Consider the following 17,850-nt stretch of genomic DNA (forward strand, 5'->3'; position numbering starts at 1 on the left):
CTGAAAATCACGTACTCCTTTATTACGTATCTCTTTACGGTATCGTAGTTTTGTTAATATCAATTTTAAAGTCCTTATATATCATTAGTAAAGTGATAGACCTACAAATCGCTAAATAAGCGAACTAAATTGTATTTAAGTATATCCAATGTTTAATTTTCTGTAATGCTTAATTAGAATGAAAAAATCACCCTATTTTAACTTTTCGAACAGCATTGTAAGATGGGGGGCGTTCTTTTATTTTATTAGAAATCTCCTCTTCAAATTTGATATCGCAACCAACATTTTTCAACGCATCGATCTGCATGTTTACGTTCTATTCTTGGGTACTTACCCTAGCATATCCTATTTTCCCAAAAGCATTTGTTGTGCTAGTTTATGACACATAGTTTTGTGAAACAAAATTTTGATACAGAATATCAATCGGAATAGTGGCAAGCGGTCAATCTATTATTTTCGTCGCAGAAAACGACCGTTTTTCATGTTTTCTTTACTAATGTATTGATAATTACAGATTATGAATAAACATTATGACGTAATCGGCTCATATATATCAAAATCATGAGCCGATTAGCAGCATTAATCGGCTCACGAACTTCGTGATGTAGGTAATTTCAGTACCATAACAAACAACTTTCTTACAACAACTAGGGAGTTTTAAAGTACCTCACCCAATTCAAAGAAAGCAGTTCAGCTGTTTACTCAGCCGGACTGCGCCTAGACTACGATTTATTCAGCTTGATTTCTAATTGTGACATATCGTGCGCAACGCGCGTATCAAGCAGCTTTGCATAGTGCTGCGTGGTTTTGATGTCCGTGTGTCCAAGCATTTTGGAAACGGTCTCTATGGGCACATTGTTTGCCAGCGTTACCGTTGTTGCAAATGTATGCCTTGACATGTGGAAGGTGATTTCTTTATCGACAGCGCACAAGTCTGCAATCTCTTTGAGGTAACTGTTCATCTTCTGGTTGCTCAGCACAGGAAGAAGAAGATTTTTAGCTGCCGAAGGTGGATAATCCCGGTAACGGTCAATGATTCGTAATGGGGCAGCAAGCAGCGGAATATTTGAAGACGTTTCTGTTTTCTCTCTTGTAGTTAATATCCATAGCTTTCCGTCCACACCTCTGGCAACATCTGAATGGTTAAGTTTACTGACGTCCGCATAAGATAGTCCTGTATAACAACAGAATACAAATATATCGCGTACCTGACTGAGTCTTTCGATCCCAAATTCCTTTGTCTCAATACGTTCAAGTTCTGCCTTGGTTAAGAACTCCTTTGGTCTTGCTTTTGCCTTGTTTTTGTAAAAGGCAAATGGATCGTCCTCGACCCAACGATGGACAATGCAGATTTTCGTGATCTTGCGAAAATGTTTGATGTATTTTGCGGCTGATATTTCCGAACACCCTAAACTAGAGCGAAGGAAGAATTCATAGCCTGTAACAAAGGCATGGTCGATATCGCGCACTTCGATATCACCCATAGAAAGCTCCTGCTTTAAATACGCAGTCATATGGCTGATGGATGTGGTGTACCCTTTCAGGGTGTTTGGTTTAAATCCATTACCAAGTAAGGACTTCATCTGCGCATTGTGCTCCGCAAATACCTTAAGCAACATTTTTTGTGGAATATCACGTCCAAGAAATTTCAGCTTGATCGCCTTGGCCGTGACCTTAGTTCGATTCCTTACCATCGTGTGGTGGATCTCCGAGACTTTTTGGATGAGCGTCTCTAGGTAAGCGTTCAGCGTCCGCGCTTCTTCTCTGGTGCCCTTGGCTCTGTTAGCTGCCGAATTCCATCGGGAGGGCTCACAGTCGCGGCCTACGGAGATTTCTTTCTGCTCTTTATCCACGGTAATACGCATGTAAACTGGACGCGGTTGACCCTTGTCGTTCTTTGGTTTCTTAAGCAAGAAACTGAGGGAATAATTTGTACTCATGATACAATCATTAAAAGTTAAACAAAATTAGCCCTGCAGCCAAAAGCAGTCAAGATGTTTAAACACGCAACATGTTTACTGTCAGACATTTAAACCCTTTTCAGCGCGTCATTGTTTTCCGTAGGGTGACGCGCCAGTTGACGCGCTTGTTTTATGGGAATTTCTGAAAAAACCGATTCTCCGTAAAAACACAAAAGCCTGCAAACAACACGTTTGCAGGCTTTTGTAAGTTTTGACTTCAAGTCTGGTAGCCCGTAGGGGAATCGAACCCCTGTTTCAAGAATGAAAATCTTGCGTCCTAACCCCTAGACGAACGGGCCATTTGCTTTTGGTGATGCAAATATAAGGCGTCTTTCCGTATCTCCAAAATAATTTTTCAGCCTATCGTATAATAGGCTGAAATTGAAAAGATTATTTTTTAGATCAGGTCAAAGCCAATATCCCGACGGAAATATTTGCGTTCAAAAAAGATCCTTCCGGCGTCTGCCGTGGCCTGCTGCAGCGCATCAAACAGGTTATCTTGTAGTGTAGTGACCGCTAACACGCGACCACCAGCCGTCACCACTTTGCCGTCGACCTCTTTCGTACCTGCATGAAAAACAATAGCATCTTCCACATTTTCGATATTGGTAATCTCTTTGTCCGATTCGTAGTCGCCCGGATAGCCTCCGGAAACGAGAACCACCGTTACAGCAGTTTTGGGGCTTACCGTGTAAGAACGCTGTGCCAAGTTACCTTGCGCGACACCCTCCAACAGATCCACCAAATCCGATTCGATACGGGGCAACACCGATTCCGTCTCCGGATCACCCATACGCACATTATATTCGATGACAAAAGGTTCGCCATCCACATTCATCAAACCGATGAAGATAAAACCCTTGTAGGGAATATTGTCCTTTTTCAAACCATCCACCGTAGGTTTGATAATACGCTCTTCGACCTTGCTCAAGAAAGACTCGTCAGCAAATGGAACCGGCGAGATAGAGCCCATGCCACCTGTATTAAGGCCCGTATCGCCCTCGCCGATGCGTTTGTAATCTTTTGCCGAGGGCAATACTTTATAGGATGTGCCATCGGTCAAGACGAACACAGACAGTTCAATACCTTTCAAAAATTCTTCGATAACCACGACAGCCGAAGCCGCGCCGAATTTAGCATCCGCAATCATCGCTTTCAGCTCCGCCTTTGCATCCTCCAGCGTTTCGCAGATCAACACGCCCTTTCCTGCGGCGAGGCCATCGGCTTTCAAAACGATCGGCAATTTTTGCGTTTCCAGGTAGGCCAGCCCTTCCTGCAGGTTGGACTGGTCGAACGAGCGATAAGCGGCCGTAGGCACGCCGTGGCGTTGCATGAATTCTTTGGAGAAATCTTTTGATCCTTCAAGCTGCGCACCTTCCTGCTGCGGGCCGATGACCGGGATATGCTTCAGCTCCTCGCGGCCCAAAAAGAAGTCGTGCACGCCTTTTACCAAAGGCTCCTCGGGGCCCACCAATACCATATCGACATGATTGGCAAGGGCAAAAGCACCGATACCTTCAAAATCCGTTACCTTAAGGTCTATATTTTGTCCATACTGTCCGGTTCCCGCATTCCCTGGGGCAATAAACAATTGGTTTAAGCGTGGACTTTTCGATAATTTATATGCAAAGGCAGACTCTCTTCCGCCCGAACCAAGAATTAGAATGTTCATATCGACAAAGATACCGATGAAAATCAATAATCTACAAAAATTAATCGGGTGTATGTAATTTTTCGTAAATTGAGTAAATTTTTGACCATTATGATTTGGAAAACACTTCCGTTCCTAACGCTGTTTATGCTTATTATCAGCGGTGCAAGGGCTCAAGACATACAGGGATTATTAGCCAAAATCAATGCCTACCATGATTCCAGACCAATTGAAAAAATACATTTACATCTAGATAAGACGTCTTACACGGCGGGCGAAACGATCTGGTTCAAGGCCTACGAAGTTGTTGGCGTGGAAAACCTGTTATCGAATCTGAGCAAGATCATGTATGTCGACCTGATCGACCCGAAAGACCGTGTCATATCGGCCCTGAAAATTCCACTAACCAGCGGATTGGGTGTGGGGGATATCAGCCTGGTCGACACGCTTATCGAAGGAACCTATCAACTGCGGGCCTATAGCAACTGGATGCGCAACGATAGCAGCAGCTACTTTTTCAACCAAAATATAGAAATCAGCAACGGAAGGCTTGATAACGTGCTTACCCAATCGGGTTTGCAAGGCGAAAATTACAGCATCGTGCTGCAAGACCTCAACAAAAATCCACTGGCAGATGTCTCCGTGCGGTACCAAATTACACAGGGTGACAAGAGCCTCAAGCGGGGCCGTGTAAACAGCGATGCGAACGGAAGAATAGGCATCCCGTTTCGCGAAGAGTATGGGAACGCCAAACTCGCCATCAACTTCGACAACAAACAACAAGCACCCATTCAAAAGGTATTTAAATTGCCGGCCGCCCAGCAGCAGGAAAACAGTGTTCAATTCTTTCCTGAAGGCGGCCACCTCCTAGCGGGCAGTATCAACAAACTGGCGATCAAAGCGTTGCGACCAAATGGATTGGGTATTGCTGCGAAAACGTTTATCATCGCCCCTTCTGGCGATACCGCCGCCATGATAAGCACCAACGCATTGGGCATGGGCTCCTCGCCCCTCTTTGTTGACGGCACGCAAGCACTGCGCGCCATTACCCTTTTCGACGATGGCACACGGGTAGAAAGCAGCTTGCCAGCGATAACGCCATCAGGTCTTAACATACAGGTCAACAATGGCAACAAAGCAAAACTCTTTGCGCAGATCAACCTCAGCAGCGACAAGCAAGACAACAGCGACATCTACTTTATGGTGCAATACAACGGTCGTGTATACTACGTATCCAAGCAGGCAGCCTCCAAAAACGAACTGATCTTTTCGGTGGCCAAGGCCGAGCTCCCTGCGGGGATCCTTACCATCAGTATACTGAACAGCCGCATGCAACCGCTGATCGAGCGACCGGTATTTATCGCGAAGGATGAAGACGCGCTGCCGCTGTCGGTGACGCTCAGCAGCCAGAGCAGCCAGCCTAGATCAAAGGTGTCTGTCGAGCTACAGGCCGGCAGCGGGACGGACACAACACGCTATGCCGCGCTTTCGGCAGCTGTCATCAACCGCAGCAAAACGGACATCGATTCTGCTAACGCCGGAAATATACATACGAATCTTTTTCTCGCCGCCGACATCAAAGGCCATATCGAAAATCCAAGTTATTATTTCGCCGACGAAAGCCACCTGACCGATCTGGACAACCTACTGCTAACCCAAGCGTGGCGAAAGATAGACTGGTCCCGACTGGATGAAAAAGCCGAACCTGCGTTTCTCCCCGAGCAGAGCATCAGTATCAGCGGACAGGCGCGCAAGCTTGGACGGAAAGCACCGGCATCCGGCGCCAAAATCACGTTGGTATCTACACAGAACTTTATGGACTTTGTCGATACTGTGGCTACCGAAGATGGAAATTTTGTGTTTGATGAGCTGGCTTTCGCCGATAGTGCCAAATTTTTGATCACGGCCAAAGACGAGAAGGGAAAGAATAATATTGATATCATTGTATCTCCGGCTACGACGCCAAAAATTGGTCCCAACAAAAACGAACCTGCAGTAAAGAACGATGTCAATAGCCTCTTGCTGGACGAAATCCTGCAAAGTAAAAATTATTTTGCAGGCTTGGAGTCGCAAGGTTTGATGGAGAAAAGCATAGCGATCGAAGAGGTCGTGGTTACGGCAACGCGTCCGCGTCACAAAGCTTCGGAAAGCTCGGCCAACCTCAACGGCCCCGGCAATGCCGATCAAGTGATCTCTGCCGAGGAGTTAGAGACCTGCCCTACCTTGGACATCTGTCTTAACGGGCGATTATTAGGGGTCATGTTTCGGAATGGCGTGCCTTACAGCACCCGCGGCGGCGGCGCCATGCAGATCATTTTGGATGGTATGTATATCGAAGGCGACCAGCTATCCATGATCAGCCCGATAGACGTACAAAGCGTGGAAGTATTGCGCAACATAAACTATACCGCGATCTACGGCTCTTATGGCGCCAATGGCGTGATCGTGATCACGACCAAGACGGGCAGGGATGCCATACGCAACTATACACCCAAAGGGATCATTACGCTGCAGCCTAAAGGCTATCACCTGAACAAAACTTTCTACAAGCCGGTGTATGAGGTGGGCTCCGAAACAGCGCTCAATCAAGATTTGCGCACCACCATCCATTGGGAACCTAATCTGATTGCCGATAAAGAAGGAAAAGCCGCTTTTGATTTCTACACGGCAGATGAAGCGGGAACATACCTGATCACGATCGAGGGCATCGATTTTGGAGGGCGCATGGTGCATAAAACCCTTACCCTCGAGGTGAAACCCCAATAAAAAAGGGCGATGCCTTTTTTATTGGGTTACCGCAGCATTGTTTGCTCGTTGGCATCCAACTTGGCGATCATGTAGCGCTTGATCGCTGCCTGTTGTACGGCATCCAGCACATCGACCACATTCTTGGTGACAGCCTCCTCGCTGGGCTTGATCAGCACAATAAGATCCTGCCCTCCCGTTGCCTGCTTCACCTGATCCCGCAGCTGAACGAGCAGTTGGCCCAAACCCAGCTTGCCATAGCCCACGCGCTGCGGAACAGATTTAGGCAACTCGGACGCGCCCCGGTAGTAAACTAATTCGTTGTTAGCAGCCAACAGGATATTCAGCGTGCGATCTTCGCTCAAAAGGATGGGCGTGCTGAGCGGGCCCGTCTTGTCGGGCATGGCCACATCCAAACGATGCGGTGTTTGCAGCGAGGTGGTAAGCATAAAAAACGTGATCAATAGAAAGGCCAAATCGACCATAGCTGTTAAATCGACCTTGGGCATAGGCCTGTTGCGGATGCTCCTGCGTTGGTTTTTCCCACTGCTGCTGTTGTTGTTTGTCAATTCGGCCATCATCGTATCGTTAAAAGTAAAACATCGGTTAATTAAACTATTGATGATATTTTCCGTATTTTTCCATAAACTTAGGATAACAGGATTATGAGGGAATTCATCAAAACACAAATCACCGATCATATCGCCTACATCGGACTGGACCGCGGCAAGTCAAATGCCCTACACTTGGAGATGCTGAAAGAACTGCAGGAAGAACTTCGTGCGGCCAACGACAATCCGGCAATCGAAGCCATCATACTGCACGGCAAGGAAGGCTTTTTTTCGTCGGGTCTAGACCTGATCACGCTATACGGGTATGAGGAGCCCACTATGCAGGAGTTTTGGGAAATTTTTATGTCGGTGATCTATACGTTGGCATCGCTTCCGAAGCCGGTGATCGCCTCGATAACGGGACACAGCCCCGCTGGTGGCTGCGTGTTGGCGCTTTGTTGCGACTACCGCATCATGGCCGAAGGTGATTATGTCATCGGACTTAACGAGGTGCCGGTGGGCATTGTTGTGCCCTCGAGTATTTTTGCGCTATACAGCTTTTGGATCGGCCAGCCCACTGCATATAGGAACCTGCTGGAAGGCAAACTGCTTTCGCCTAGCGCGGCACTGGAAATCGGATTGGTGGATGAGCTGGTTCCGGCCGATCGTATACAAACGGCTGCCAGCCGGAAGGCGAAGAGCTGGACACAGTTTGACCGGGCAGCATGGGGAGCAACCAAAGTAAACCTGCGCCAGACCCTGCTACAAAATATACAGGAAAACAAAACAGAAGCTATCCAACAGGTGTTAGCACAATGGTGGCGTCCAACGACGCGCCAGATTTTGAAGACAATAATCGATAATCTCACCAAAAAGAAGGGATAAAGATGGTTCAAGGAGCATTAAAGGCAGACGCGCTGCTCGGCAAGACCGTTGTCGTAACCGGCGGCGGAACAGGACTGGGCAAAGCCATGTCACAGTATTTTTCGGAGTTGGGTGCCCACGTTGTGATCACGAGCAGAAAGCTGGACGTCCTGCAGCAAACCGCGCAAGAGATCCATGCCGTTACGGGAAATAAAGTCCTACCTGTCGCATGCGATGTGCGCCACGTGGAACAGGTGGAAGCACTCCTGGCGCGCGCCGAAGAGGCCTTCGGTCAGGTAGACCTATTGGTGAACAATGCCGCTGGAAATTTTATATCACCTACGGAACGGCTTTCGGCAAATGCTTTTTCAACCGTGATCGATATCGTGCTGAAGGGAACCACAAATTGCACGCTGACCTTCGGAAAAAACTGGATTGCCAAGAAACAAAAAGCTTCGGTGCTGAATATTGTCACGACTTATGCCTTTACCGGCTCTGGGTATGTGGTGCCGTCGGCTATCGCCAAAGCCGGTGTATTGGCCTTGACCCGATCGCTGGCGGTGGAATGGGGCAAGTATGGCATCCGGAACAACGCCATAGCCCCTGGCCCTTTCCCGACGAAGGGAGCTTGGGACAGACTGCTGCCCGGCGAACTGATCGAAAAATTTGATTTTAAGAACCGTGTCCCCCTGAAGCGCGTGGGCGAACACCAAGAGCTAGCTAATTTGGCCGCCTTTTTGCTGTCCGACTTTGCCGGATTTATCAACGGTGAGGTGGTGACCATAGATGGTGGCGAATGGCTACAGGGCGCCGGCGAATTTAACAACATGGAAGCCATCCCTCCCGAGATGTGGGACACGATTGCCGATACCATTCGAAAAAACAATAAATCATGAGAAACTTAATGCTGGCCTTCTGCTGCGCTGCGATGCTGTTGTCATCCTGTAACCGCACAAAGAAGACAGAAGAAACGAAAAACACGGTGACCGATAGCGCGCAGCTAGCAGATACCCAAGCGATCACGGAGGTGATCACCCGATTTGCGCGCGCCTACATGAGTCAAGACAACGAAAAGGCAAATGCGTTGATCCATCCCGACCTCGGCCTGTATATCATTTACCGGCCTGGAGCCATGGACACCTACGAGCATGTCGACAGCATCGACTTCAAAAACCCCGTGCCGGAGCATTTCCCCTATACCACGTTCGAAAACGATTATGTATTGACCTTCGGAGAGGTGCCCACCTACGACTGCGGCGGGGAAAAATGGGACAAACTGGGCTTCTTCTGCGACACGACAAAGCAGGCCAATCAGCTCGCTGAAATCGCCGCCTTCAAACAGGAGTTCAAAGAGATCGACGAAGCCGCCGTGGCAGCAATCAAGAACCTCGAAAAAGACAGCTATCGCGTGGTGCTTACACAGGATGAAAATCTGATTTTTCATGTTAAAAAACATCAAGGTGCTTGGTATATTTTGGTGCTAGACAGGGCTTATGGCTGGTGCGATGCTTAACTTTGACCGCCTGAGAAAGATTTTGCCCTTTTGCACCGTAAATTCGCGGTTATCCCCCATATGGATTAAAAAGAAACCCCTATATTTAGACAAAAAAACAGCTATCTAGAATGAATACTATTGACCAAGCCACAAATAACCGCATACAACAATGGTTACGTGCAGAATACGATGCCGACACGGTAGGACAGGTTCAAAAACTTGTGGACAATAACGAAGAAACAGAGTTGATCGACTCTTTTTATAAAGAACTGGAATTTGGAACGGGCGGCCTCCGCGGTATTATGGGAGTAGGCTCCAACCGGATGAACAAATATACCATCGGCAAAGCGACACAAGGCTTGGCAAACTACCTGAAAAAACAATTCCCCGAGCAGCAGATCAACGTTGCCGTATCATATGATAGCCGTAACAATTCCCAAAAATTTGGACATCTCGTGGCTGATGTCTTTTCTGCGAATGGCTTTCAGGTTTACCTATTCGAGGAGCTGCGCCCCACACCGATGCTTTCGTTTGCGGTGCGCCATTTTGGTTGCCAAGGCGGTGTCATGCTGACCGCATCCCACAACCCCAAAGAATACAATGGTTACAAAGCCTATTGGAACGATGGCGGACAGTTGGTTGCGCCACATGATAAAAACGTCATCACTGAAGTAAATGCCATCGAATCTGTCAGCGATATCAAATTCGACCGCAAGGAAGAAAATATTACCTTGGTCGGTGAAGCATTTGATCAACTTTATATCGACGCCAACAAAAAGCTTAGCATCCATCCCGATGCGGTGGCAGCACAAAAAGATCTTAAAATCGTATTTTCTTCTATCCATGGAACGGGCATCACCATCGTACCGAAAATGTTGGAGGCCTGGGGGTTTACCAATGTGCATGTCGTAGAGGAACAGGCTAAACCAGACGGCAACTTCCCCACAGTGGTTTATCCAAACCCCGAGGAGGAGGAAGCCATGTCCATGGCCAAAAAGAAAGGCGAAGAGCTGGACGCCGATGTGGTAATGGCTACCGATCCGGATGCCGACCGCGTAGGCCTTGCCGTGAAAAACCATAAGGGCGAGATACAACTCCTGAACGGAAATCAAATAGGCAGCTTGTTGATCTACTACGTTTTGAGCGCCAAAAAAGAGAAAGGAACGTTAAAGGACAACGATTTTATTGTAAAAACCATCGTTACCTCCAATCTTATGAGCGACATTGGTGAAAGCTTCGGCGTCAAATTCTACGAAACATTAACCGGTTTCAAATTTATCGGCGAGGTAATCACGCGTGTACAAGGGCAAGAAAACTACCTCGTTGGTGGCGAAGAAAGCTATGGCTTCCTCGTCGGCGACTTGGTTCGTGATAAAGACGCCGTTAACTCCTGTGCGTTTATTGCCGAAATGGCCGCTTACTTTAAAAACCAAGGCAAATCACTTTTTGACGTGCTTTTGGAAATTTACGAAACATATGGTTTCTACCAAGAAAAGCTGATTTCCCTAACGAAGAAAGGAAAAGCCGGAGCCGACGAAATCAAGCAGATGATGGCCGACTTGCGCGCCAATGCGCCCCAATCCTTAGGAGGCGTTGCGGTAAAAGAAATTCGCGACTACGAAAAAGGCATTTCAACCGTGCTGGCGGGCCATACACAAACCAGCATCGATCTTCCAAAATCAGATGTCTTGCAGTTTATTACCGTAGACGGCGATGTGATCTCCGCGAGACCTTCCGGAACGGAACCTAAAATCAAGTTTTACTGTTCGGTAAAGGAAAAATTGGATAGCCGTGCACAGTATGAAGCGGTTGCGCTGAAACTGGAAGAAAAGGTCAAAAACATTATGGCAGACATTGTAAAGAGCTAACCATGGAAAAGTGGACATTGCTCGACTCTCGTTACATCATCCAACGACCTTGGGCGACCTTACGTGTCGACAAATTGCAAATGCCAAATGGAGCCATCAAAGATGAATATTATGTTTTGGAGTATCCCACCTGGGTAAATATGGTGGGCATCACCGAAGCGGACGAGGTTCTTTTTGTTCGGCAGTACCGACATGGCGCGGGCCAGATTTTGGTGGAGCTGCCTGCAGGCGTGGTAGAGGCGGGCGAAGCACCCGAAGTAGCGGCTCGACGTGAGCTCCTGGAAGAAACCGGATATGCCTTCGACTCGATCGAAAAAATCTGCGAACTATACGCCAACCCGGCAACCAGCGGTAACATCACCCACACCTATCTGCTGCAGGGAGGACGTAAAGTGCAAGAGCAGGAGCTGGATGCGTCCGAAGATATTGAGGTTGTCCATATGTCTATCCCTGAGGCAAGGCAGTTTTTACTCGACAACAAGATCGGGCAGGCACTGCATACATCTGCTTTGTTCTATACTTTTAAAAAATTAGGTTTGCTTTAAGCAGGCCTAATTTTATTTCCCACCAGGCACTGCTGCCCGAATAATCCACATGATTTTTGTACCTTTGCGCTATGGGAAGAGAAATCTTTGAGACAAAACGTAAAGCATTAAAAATTAATCTAAATCCCGATATCTACGGCACATTTGCCGAGATCGGAGCCGGCCAGGAAGTCGCCCGGAACTTCTTCGAAGCAGGAGCTGCCTCAGGCACCATCGCCAAAACCATCTCTGCCTACGATATGGCCTTTAGCGATGCCATCTATGGCGTGGAAGAATCTGGTCGCTATGTGAGCCGCACACGACTGACCAAGATGCTGCACCACGAGTTTAATCTCCTGACCGAGCGTTTACATGGCGAGAAATACGGCTCAAAGAAGTTCTTCGCCTTTGCCGATACGGTGACGACGCTTAACTTTACGAAGACGAATGATCCGCACGGATGGATTGGCGTGCGTTTTCAGCATGAAGTGGGCGGTCCTGTCAACGACATTGTCATTCATATACGCTTGTTGGATAGCGACTCGCGATTACAGTCCAAAGTGTTGGGCATCTTAGGCGTCAATCTAATTTTTGCAGCCTACTATTACGCCGAAGACCCGCAAACCATGATCGAGTCGTTGGTGGATAACCTGTCTATTGGTTCCGTCGAGATTGATTTGGTGAAAGTATCCGGTCCTGTTTTTGAACAGGCCAATGAACGCTTGCTAAACCTCTACCTCATTGCTAAGGGATTTGCCAAGGCCGCCATTTTCCGCCCTGATGCAAAGGCTGCACAAATCAAGGACTACCTGTACAAGAAGAACATCATTATTCTGCGGACGAAATACCGGCAAAAATCCAATCCGAATTTTGATCTCTTTAACCTCGCCGTAGAGCAATTTAAGAAGAATACCGGGGCAACGCCCAACGACACCGTGGTACTTATTGAAGTGTTAATGGGCAATGCACTGGACGAAGACAGCTCTATTACCGAAGATGACCTTAAATATTTTGCCGAACGAGCAGAATACCTTTGCTCGACCGGTAACAATATTATGGTTTCCAATTTCCATCGCAACAACCACTTGGCCGAGTTCGTGAAATCTTTCAAACCCAAACATGTAGGTATTGCCACCAACGTCGCGAATCTGAAAAACATCTTCAACACGCAGCAGTATAACATGGAAGAGTACACCAACGAATTGCTTTCCTATATCTCCGGCATGTTCAGCAAAAACGTAAAGCTCTACGCCTACCCTTATCTTGATAAAAAAACGAACGAGATTGTCACGACGAAAAATATGCCCGTAGCAGATGAAGCGCATCACCTTTTCGACTTCTTGATCCAAAATAAATACATCGTCGATATCGAAAACTACGATGAGAAATTTGTAAAAACGGTCTAATCACCGTTTTTACAAATCTAAAGCTTCCCTCCATCAACCCGTTCACTTTCTCACTTCTATCACTTTATCACCTTATCACTTCCTCACCTTATCACTACCATCACCTTATCACTTCCATCACCTTATCACTTTATCACCATATCACTTCCTCACCATATCACTTCCATCACCTTATCACTTCCTCACCTTATCACTTCCTCACCATCAATATATCAACTGGGATGGTTTTTGTGAAACATCTATTGTACATTTGAGAAAAGTAAACGGTTTGACACGATGAAACGGACAAGTTATGGAATTCCGGCGCTACTATTTATCGTAGCGTCCTGTGGAGGCGGAAAGTATGCCGCCACGGAGAAGATTTATGCAGAAAAGGCGAAAGGTTTTGCAGAACAATACAAGCAAGCTCCTGTAGTAGGGCAATTGGACAAAGTATTATCGACGAACAAAGAGTGGATTGCATCAACGAACTTTGGTACACGAAAACCTAACTACGTTATGATACACCACACCGCGCAGGATTCTCTCGCGCAAACGGTAAAAACATTCCACAATGAGAAGGTTGGTGTCAGCTCGCATTATGTCATCGGGCGCGACGGTAAGATTGTACAAATGGTGAACGATCTTTATCGTGGACACCATGCGGGGCTAGGACGCTGGGGCAATGATACCGACCTGAACTCTTCCTCGATCGGTATCGAGTTAGACAACAATGGCCTTACCGACCCTTGGCCCGATGCACAAATTGCCTCCCTGCTGAGCCTGCTGCAGTACCTCAAAGAGAGCTACAAGATTCCACAGGCTAATTTTATCGGCCACATGGACTACGCGCCAACACGGAAAAACGATCCTTCTAGATTTCCTTGGAAAAAATTGGCCGACCGCGGCTTCGGCTTTTGGTATGATGAGGTACTGGAAGAACCACCTTTAAATTTTGACCCGAAACTGGCTTTGCGTATCATTGGCTATGACGTTAAAAATGTAAATGCGGCCATTAAAGCCTTCAAGATCCACTATATCCAACGGGATACCAATACCGCAACCTTAACAGCCCAAGACCTCAAAATACTGTATGCGATCTTTAAAAAATATTTATAGCCCGCTTGGGGGCTTTTGATAACCACATAGCAAAAAAGCGCCCGTTGTGATCGTACACGACGGGCGCTTTTGTTGTAACATATAGCCGCTAATTAAGCTTCTGCATATTCTTCAATAGCAGGACAAGAACAGATCAAGGTGCGATCTCCTTGCGAGTCGTTTACACGACCGACGGAAGGCCAGAACTTATTAGCTTTCAAATACGGCAACGGGTAAGCCGCTGTCTGTCTGCTATATGGTCTGTTCCAGGCATCGGCAGTAACGACTTCTGCGGTGTGTGGCGCATGCTTCAGCAGGTTTTCCTTTTGATCAGCTTCGCCCGCTTCTATAGCGGCTATTTCCGCGCGGATAGCAATTAGGGCATCACAGAAGCGATCAAGCTCTGCTTTAGACTCTGACTCCGTGGGTTCGACCATTAAGGTACCAGCCACAGGGAACGATACCGTCGGTGCGTGGAAACCGTAGTCCATCAATCGCTTCGCGATATCAGCAACCTCAATGCCTACATTTTTGAAGCCTCGGCAGTCCAATATCATCTCGTGTGCACAACGGCCATTCGCGCCTGCATACAATACCGAATAATGGCCTTCCAAACGTCCCTTGATATAGTTGGCATTTAAGATGGCCATCTTTGTTGCGGCCGTCAATCCCTCTGCGCCCATCATCGCGATATAGGCGTACGAGATCGTCAAGATCGATGCTGATCCAAAAGGTGCTGCGGAGACCGCAGAAATACCTTGCTCGCCAGAAACGGATATTACCTCATGATTCGGCAGGAAAGGCACTAAGTGTTCGACCACTCCAATTGGACCCATACCAGGTCCGCCACCACCGTGGGGAATACAGAATGTTTTGTGTAGGTTCAAGTGGCAAACATCAGCACCGATAAAACCAGGGCTGGTTAAGCCTACCTGCGCGTTCATATTGGCTCCGTCCATATATACCTGTCCGCCATGTTCGTGAATGATGGAACAGATTTCAATAATCGACTCCTCGAAAACGCCATGCGTGGACGGGTAAGTGACCATCAACGAATTTAGGTTGGCACTGTGCTCTTCTGCTCTTGCCCGAAGATCTGCCACATCGATGTTTCCAAAAGCATCACATTTAACCACCACCACTTTTAAGCCCGCCATCGAAGCAGATGCTGGGTTAGTACCGTGCGCCGATGCTGGAATCAAACAAATGTTCCGATGTGCTTCGCCACGGCTCTCGTGGTAGGCACGGATGACCATAAGCCCCGCATATTCGCCCTGTGCACCTGAATTGGGTTGAAAAGACATCTTCGCAAACCCGGTAATCTCAGACAACCAATCATTCAATTCATTAATCAACTGCATATAACCCGACGTTTGATCCGCCGGTGCAAAAGGGTGCAAACCTCCAAAATGCGCCCATGTCAAGGGTACCATCTCGGTTGTCGCATTCAATTTCATGGTACAGGAGCCCAAAGGAATCATGGAATGACACAACGAAAGATCTTTGGATTCTAAGGTTTTGATATAACGCAACATCTCGCTCTCGGAGCGGTAGCTGTTAAAGATTGGGTGGGTCAAGTAAGCAGATGTACGAACCAACGCTTCCGGGATAGACGGAGACAATGCTTCGACCATTCCTGCTAGATCAATATCATTCACACTCTTTGCTTTGATCTTCGCAAAGACCTTAACGATCGTTTGAATATCTTCGAAGGTCGTCGTTTCATCGATAGAGATACCGACAACGCCTTCATGATAGAAAAAGTTCAGTTCATTATTCAAGGCTTCGCCTTTTAGCGCACCAATTTGGTCGCCAACAACAACCCGCAAGGTGTCAAAATACGAGGTATTTGTTTGTTCGTAACCTAGTTCTTGCAAGGCTTTGTCCAATAATCTGGTTAAGTCATTGACACGGCTCGCAATGTTTTTGATCCCTTCAGCACCGTGGTAAACAGCATAGAAAGAAGCCATGATAGCCAACAGCGCCTGTGCAGTACATATATTGGATGACGCCTTGTCGCGCCGGATATGTTGCTCGCGGGTTTGCAAGGCCATCCGCAGTGCGTAATTACCGTTAGCATCTGATGTTACGCCGATGATACGGCCAGGAATGTTTCGTTTATACGCGTCTTTTGTTGCGAAAAAAGCCGCGTGGGGGCCACCAAAGCCCATAGGCACGCCAAAACGTTGCGAGTTACCGACAACCACATCAGCACCCCATTCTCCTGGAGGCACCAATAGCGCTAGCGCAAGAAGATCAGCGGCAACGCATACCGTAATATTCCGCTCATGCGCCGCAGCGGTCAACGCTGCGTACGTCGCTAGCGTACCATCGGCAGCAGGGTATTGAATGAATATGGCGAAGACATCGTCCGCCAAGTTCGATTCTTCTATATCCGCAACACGAATTTCCACACCAAAGGGCGTTGCACGCGTTTGCAACACATCCAATGTCTGTGGGAAAATATTCGGAGTTACTAAGAATACATTGGCCGCTTTATTTTTACGTGCATTATACAACATGAACATGGCTTCGGCCGCCGCCGTCGCTTCATCCAACAGCGAGGCATTCACAATTTCCAAACCCGTAAGATCCGAAACCGCCGTTTGGAAATTTAGCAAAGCTTGCAAGCGTCCCTGTGCAATTTCTGCTTGGTACGGTGTGTACTGCGTGTACCACCCTGGATTTTCCAACACATTGCGTTGAATCACGCCAGGCACGGTCACATCGTAGTAACCTTGCCCAATATAAGATTTGAATACTTTGTTTTTATCTGCAAGCTGTTTTACTTTGGCTAAATAGGCTTTCTCACTCAGGGCCTCGGGTAAGGCTAGGGCTTTCTTCAGTCTAATTTGGCTGGGAACGGTTTGCTCGATAAGTTCATCTACCGATTGTACGCCTAGGAAGGCTAACATCTCTTGCGCCTCTTCTGCCCGTGGGCCATTGTGACGATCCTGAAATTTTTCTTGATAAAATACGTTGCTCATTTTTGCGCTTAACTTTTTCATTTGCATCGCCCTAAGCCCGTCCAAGCTGGCCTGTAGAATGACACTTTTTCATATACGTTTTGAGAGTGCAAAAATACGATTTTAATCGCGAATAAATAGGGCTTCCATTCATTTCTTCCCTGTAAAAAAATGGCAATCGATTGCGCATCATCAAAAGCCAACAAGGCGCTGATTATGAAGGCCTAATTCTACTTGTTTTGTAACAAATCCAAGCGCGCCAACACTACAACTCTTCCAAGAAAGCACGAAACGCCTCCATGCCTTTTTCCTTATTTTCAAAACCTATACTTTGCTCGATCACACGCTCACCATCGTTGATGGTCAAGATATAATCCACACCATCTCGGCAGCGATCACACTCTCGGTATTCCCGTTCATAGAGGTCAAGCTCGCGCAGGAAATTACGGAGCTTTTCAAAGGTTGCCTCGTCCGTTTTCCGTACGGTGTATACCTTACTCTTTTTACACGTATTTTCGCGAAGATCTCGACTTGTTTGATTCTCGTTTATAACGACCGTCTTTTCTTTTCCACACCAACCGGAGGCCACAACCAGTTTTACTTCAAGGCCGTCAGCAGGTTCCATCATCACTTCTTTTTCTTTGGTACAGGCGCAAACAATAAGCGCGCTAAGCACGATGTAAAAAAATTTACTTTTCATAAGGTGTCTATTTATCAGCTATATGATAAATCGAAAAAATTA

At 47.2% G+C, this 17,850-nt stretch carries 13 protein-coding genes and 1 tRNA gene; 8 read left to right on the forward strand and 6 right to left on the reverse strand.

Features of this window, described 5'->3' with window-relative positions:
* Positions 1 to 722: 722 nt before the first annotated feature.
* The 3 genes from IE165_RS05010 to purD form a co-directional block, all read right to left on the reverse strand.
* Positions 723 to 1,940 (reverse strand): site-specific integrase, encoded by a 1,218-nt coding sequence (locus IE165_RS05010; protein ID WP_189625505.1) that lies wholly within the window; start codon positions 1,938 to 1,940, stop codon positions 723 to 725.
* A gap of 245 nt (positions 1,941 to 2,185) precedes the next feature.
* A tRNA-Glu gene (locus tag IE165_RS05015) sits at positions 2,186 to 2,260 on the reverse strand.
* 98 nt (positions 2,261 to 2,358) lie between these two features.
* Positions 2,359 to 3,633, reverse strand: coding sequence for a phosphoribosylamine--glycine ligase (purD, locus tag IE165_RS05020; RefSeq protein ID WP_189625506.1), 1,275 nt, complete (start codon positions 3,631 to 3,633; stop codon positions 2,359 to 2,361).
* 90 nt (positions 3,634 to 3,723) lie between these two features.
* Between purD and IE165_RS05025 the strand changes: the two genes are divergently transcribed.
* Entirely contained in the window at positions 3,724 to 6,378 is a 2,655-nt protein-coding gene (locus IE165_RS05025) for a TonB-dependent receptor plug domain-containing protein (RefSeq protein ID WP_189625507.1), read from the forward strand.
* A gap of 26 nt (positions 6,379 to 6,404) precedes the next feature.
* Here IE165_RS05025 and IE165_RS05030 read toward each other — a convergent pair whose 3' ends face one another.
* A complete protein-coding gene (locus IE165_RS05030) occupies positions 6,405 to 6,938 on the reverse strand; it encodes an ExbD/TolR family protein (RefSeq protein WP_229826358.1) in 534 nt (177 codons plus the stop codon).
* Between the two features lie 84 nt (positions 6,939 to 7,022).
* On the opposite strand from IE165_RS05030, the gene IE165_RS05035 reads away from it, so the two are divergent.
* The 7 genes from IE165_RS05035 (at position 7,023) to IE165_RS05065 (ending at position 14,163) form a co-directional block, all read left to right on the forward strand.
* Entirely contained in the window at positions 7,023 to 7,793 is a 771-nt protein-coding gene (locus IE165_RS05035; RefSeq protein WP_189625508.1) for an enoyl-CoA hydratase/isomerase family protein, read from the forward strand.
* 2 nt (positions 7,794 to 7,795) lie between these two features.
* Positions 7,796 to 8,668, forward strand: coding sequence for an SDR family oxidoreductase (locus tag IE165_RS05040; RefSeq protein WP_189625509.1), 873 nt, complete (start codon positions 7,796 to 7,798; stop codon positions 8,666 to 8,668).
* Positions 8,665 to 9,285, forward strand: a complete 621-nt coding sequence (locus tag IE165_RS05045; protein WP_189625510.1) for a hypothetical protein — start codon at positions 8,665 to 8,667, stop codon at positions 9,283 to 9,285. The genes IE165_RS05040 and IE165_RS05045 overlap by 4 nt, the downstream gene beginning before the upstream one ends.
* Before the next feature lie 110 nt (positions 9,286 to 9,395).
* Positions 9,396 to 11,135 (forward strand): phospho-sugar mutase, encoded by a 1,740-nt coding sequence (locus tag IE165_RS05050; RefSeq protein ID WP_189625511.1) that lies wholly within the window; start codon positions 9,396 to 9,398, stop codon positions 11,133 to 11,135.
* 2 nt (positions 11,136 to 11,137) lie between these two features.
* Positions 11,138 to 11,680 carry an NUDIX hydrolase gene (locus IE165_RS05055; protein ID WP_189625512.1) on the forward strand — a complete coding sequence of 181 codons (543 nt, stop codon included), beginning with the start codon at positions 11,138 to 11,140 and terminating at the stop codon, positions 11,678 to 11,680.
* Between the two features lie 71 nt (positions 11,681 to 11,751).
* Entirely contained in the window at positions 11,752 to 13,065 is a 1,314-nt protein-coding gene (locus IE165_RS05060; RefSeq protein WP_189625513.1) for a nicotinamide mononucleotide adenylyltransferase, read from the forward strand.
* Between the two features lie 276 nt (positions 13,066 to 13,341).
* Positions 13,342 to 14,163, forward strand: a complete 822-nt coding sequence (locus tag IE165_RS05065) for an N-acetylmuramoyl-L-alanine amidase (RefSeq protein WP_189625514.1) — start codon at positions 13,342 to 13,344, stop codon at positions 14,161 to 14,163.
* Positions 14,164 to 14,255: 92 nt separating this feature from the next.
* Here the strand turns inward: IE165_RS05065 and gcvP are convergent, their stop codons facing one another.
* Together gcvP and IE165_RS05075 are read right to left on the reverse strand one after the other, a co-directional pair.
* The gene (gene gcvP, locus IE165_RS05070; protein ID WP_189625515.1) at positions 14,256 to 17,129 is read right to left on the reverse strand and encodes an aminomethyl-transferring glycine dehydrogenase; all 2,874 of its coding nucleotides are present in this window, start codon (positions 17,127 to 17,129) and stop codon (positions 14,256 to 14,258) included.
* 244 nt (positions 17,130 to 17,373) lie between these two features.
* Positions 17,374 to 17,808, reverse strand: coding sequence for a hypothetical protein (locus tag IE165_RS05075; protein ID WP_189625516.1), 435 nt, complete (start codon positions 17,806 to 17,808; stop codon positions 17,374 to 17,376).
* Positions 17,809 to 17,850 lie beyond the last annotated feature (42 nt).

The sequence above is a fragment of the Sphingobacterium griseoflavum genome (assembly GCF_014653155.1).
GTDB classification, from domain to species: domain Bacteria; phylum Bacteroidota; class Bacteroidia; order Sphingobacteriales; family Sphingobacteriaceae; genus Sphingobacterium; species Sphingobacterium griseoflavum.

Bases quoted from the DNA above. Each gene is read 5' to 3' on its own strand.
- IE165_RS05010 (WP_189625505.1), bottom strand. From the start codon at position 1,940: ATGAGTACAAATTATTCCCTCAGTTTCTTGCTTAAGAAACCAAAGAAC.
- purD (WP_189625506.1), bottom strand. From the start codon at position 3,633: ATGAACATTCTAATTCTTGGTTCGGGCGGAAGAGAGTCTGCCTTTGCA.
- IE165_RS05025 (WP_189625507.1), top strand. From the start codon at position 3,724: ATGATTTGGAAAACACTTCCGTTCCTAACGCTGTTTATGCTTATTATC.
- IE165_RS05030 (WP_229826358.1), bottom strand. From the start codon at position 6,938: ATGATGGCCGAATTGACAAACAACAACAGCAGCAGTGGGAAAAACCAA.
- IE165_RS05035 (WP_189625508.1), top strand. From the start codon at position 7,023: ATGAGGGAATTCATCAAAACACAAATCACCGATCATATCGCCTACATC.
- IE165_RS05040 (WP_189625509.1), top strand. From the start codon at position 7,796: ATGGTTCAAGGAGCATTAAAGGCAGACGCGCTGCTCGGCAAGACCGTT.
- IE165_RS05045 (WP_189625510.1), top strand. From the start codon at position 8,665: ATGAGAAACTTAATGCTGGCCTTCTGCTGCGCTGCGATGCTGTTGTCA.
- IE165_RS05050 (WP_189625511.1), top strand. From the start codon at position 9,396: ATGAATACTATTGACCAAGCCACAAATAACCGCATACAACAATGGTTA.
- IE165_RS05055 (WP_189625512.1), top strand. From the start codon at position 11,138: ATGGAAAAGTGGACATTGCTCGACTCTCGTTACATCATCCAACGACCT.
- IE165_RS05060 (WP_189625513.1), top strand. From the start codon at position 11,752: ATGGGAAGAGAAATCTTTGAGACAAAACGTAAAGCATTAAAAATTAAT.
- IE165_RS05065 (WP_189625514.1), top strand. From the start codon at position 13,342: ATGAAACGGACAAGTTATGGAATTCCGGCGCTACTATTTATCGTAGCG.
- gcvP (WP_189625515.1), bottom strand. From the start codon at position 17,129: ATGAGCAACGTATTTTATCAAGAAAAATTTCAGGATCGTCACAATGGC.
- IE165_RS05075 (WP_189625516.1), bottom strand. From the start codon at position 17,808: ATGAAAAGTAAATTTTTTTACATCGTGCTTAGCGCGCTTATTGTTTGC.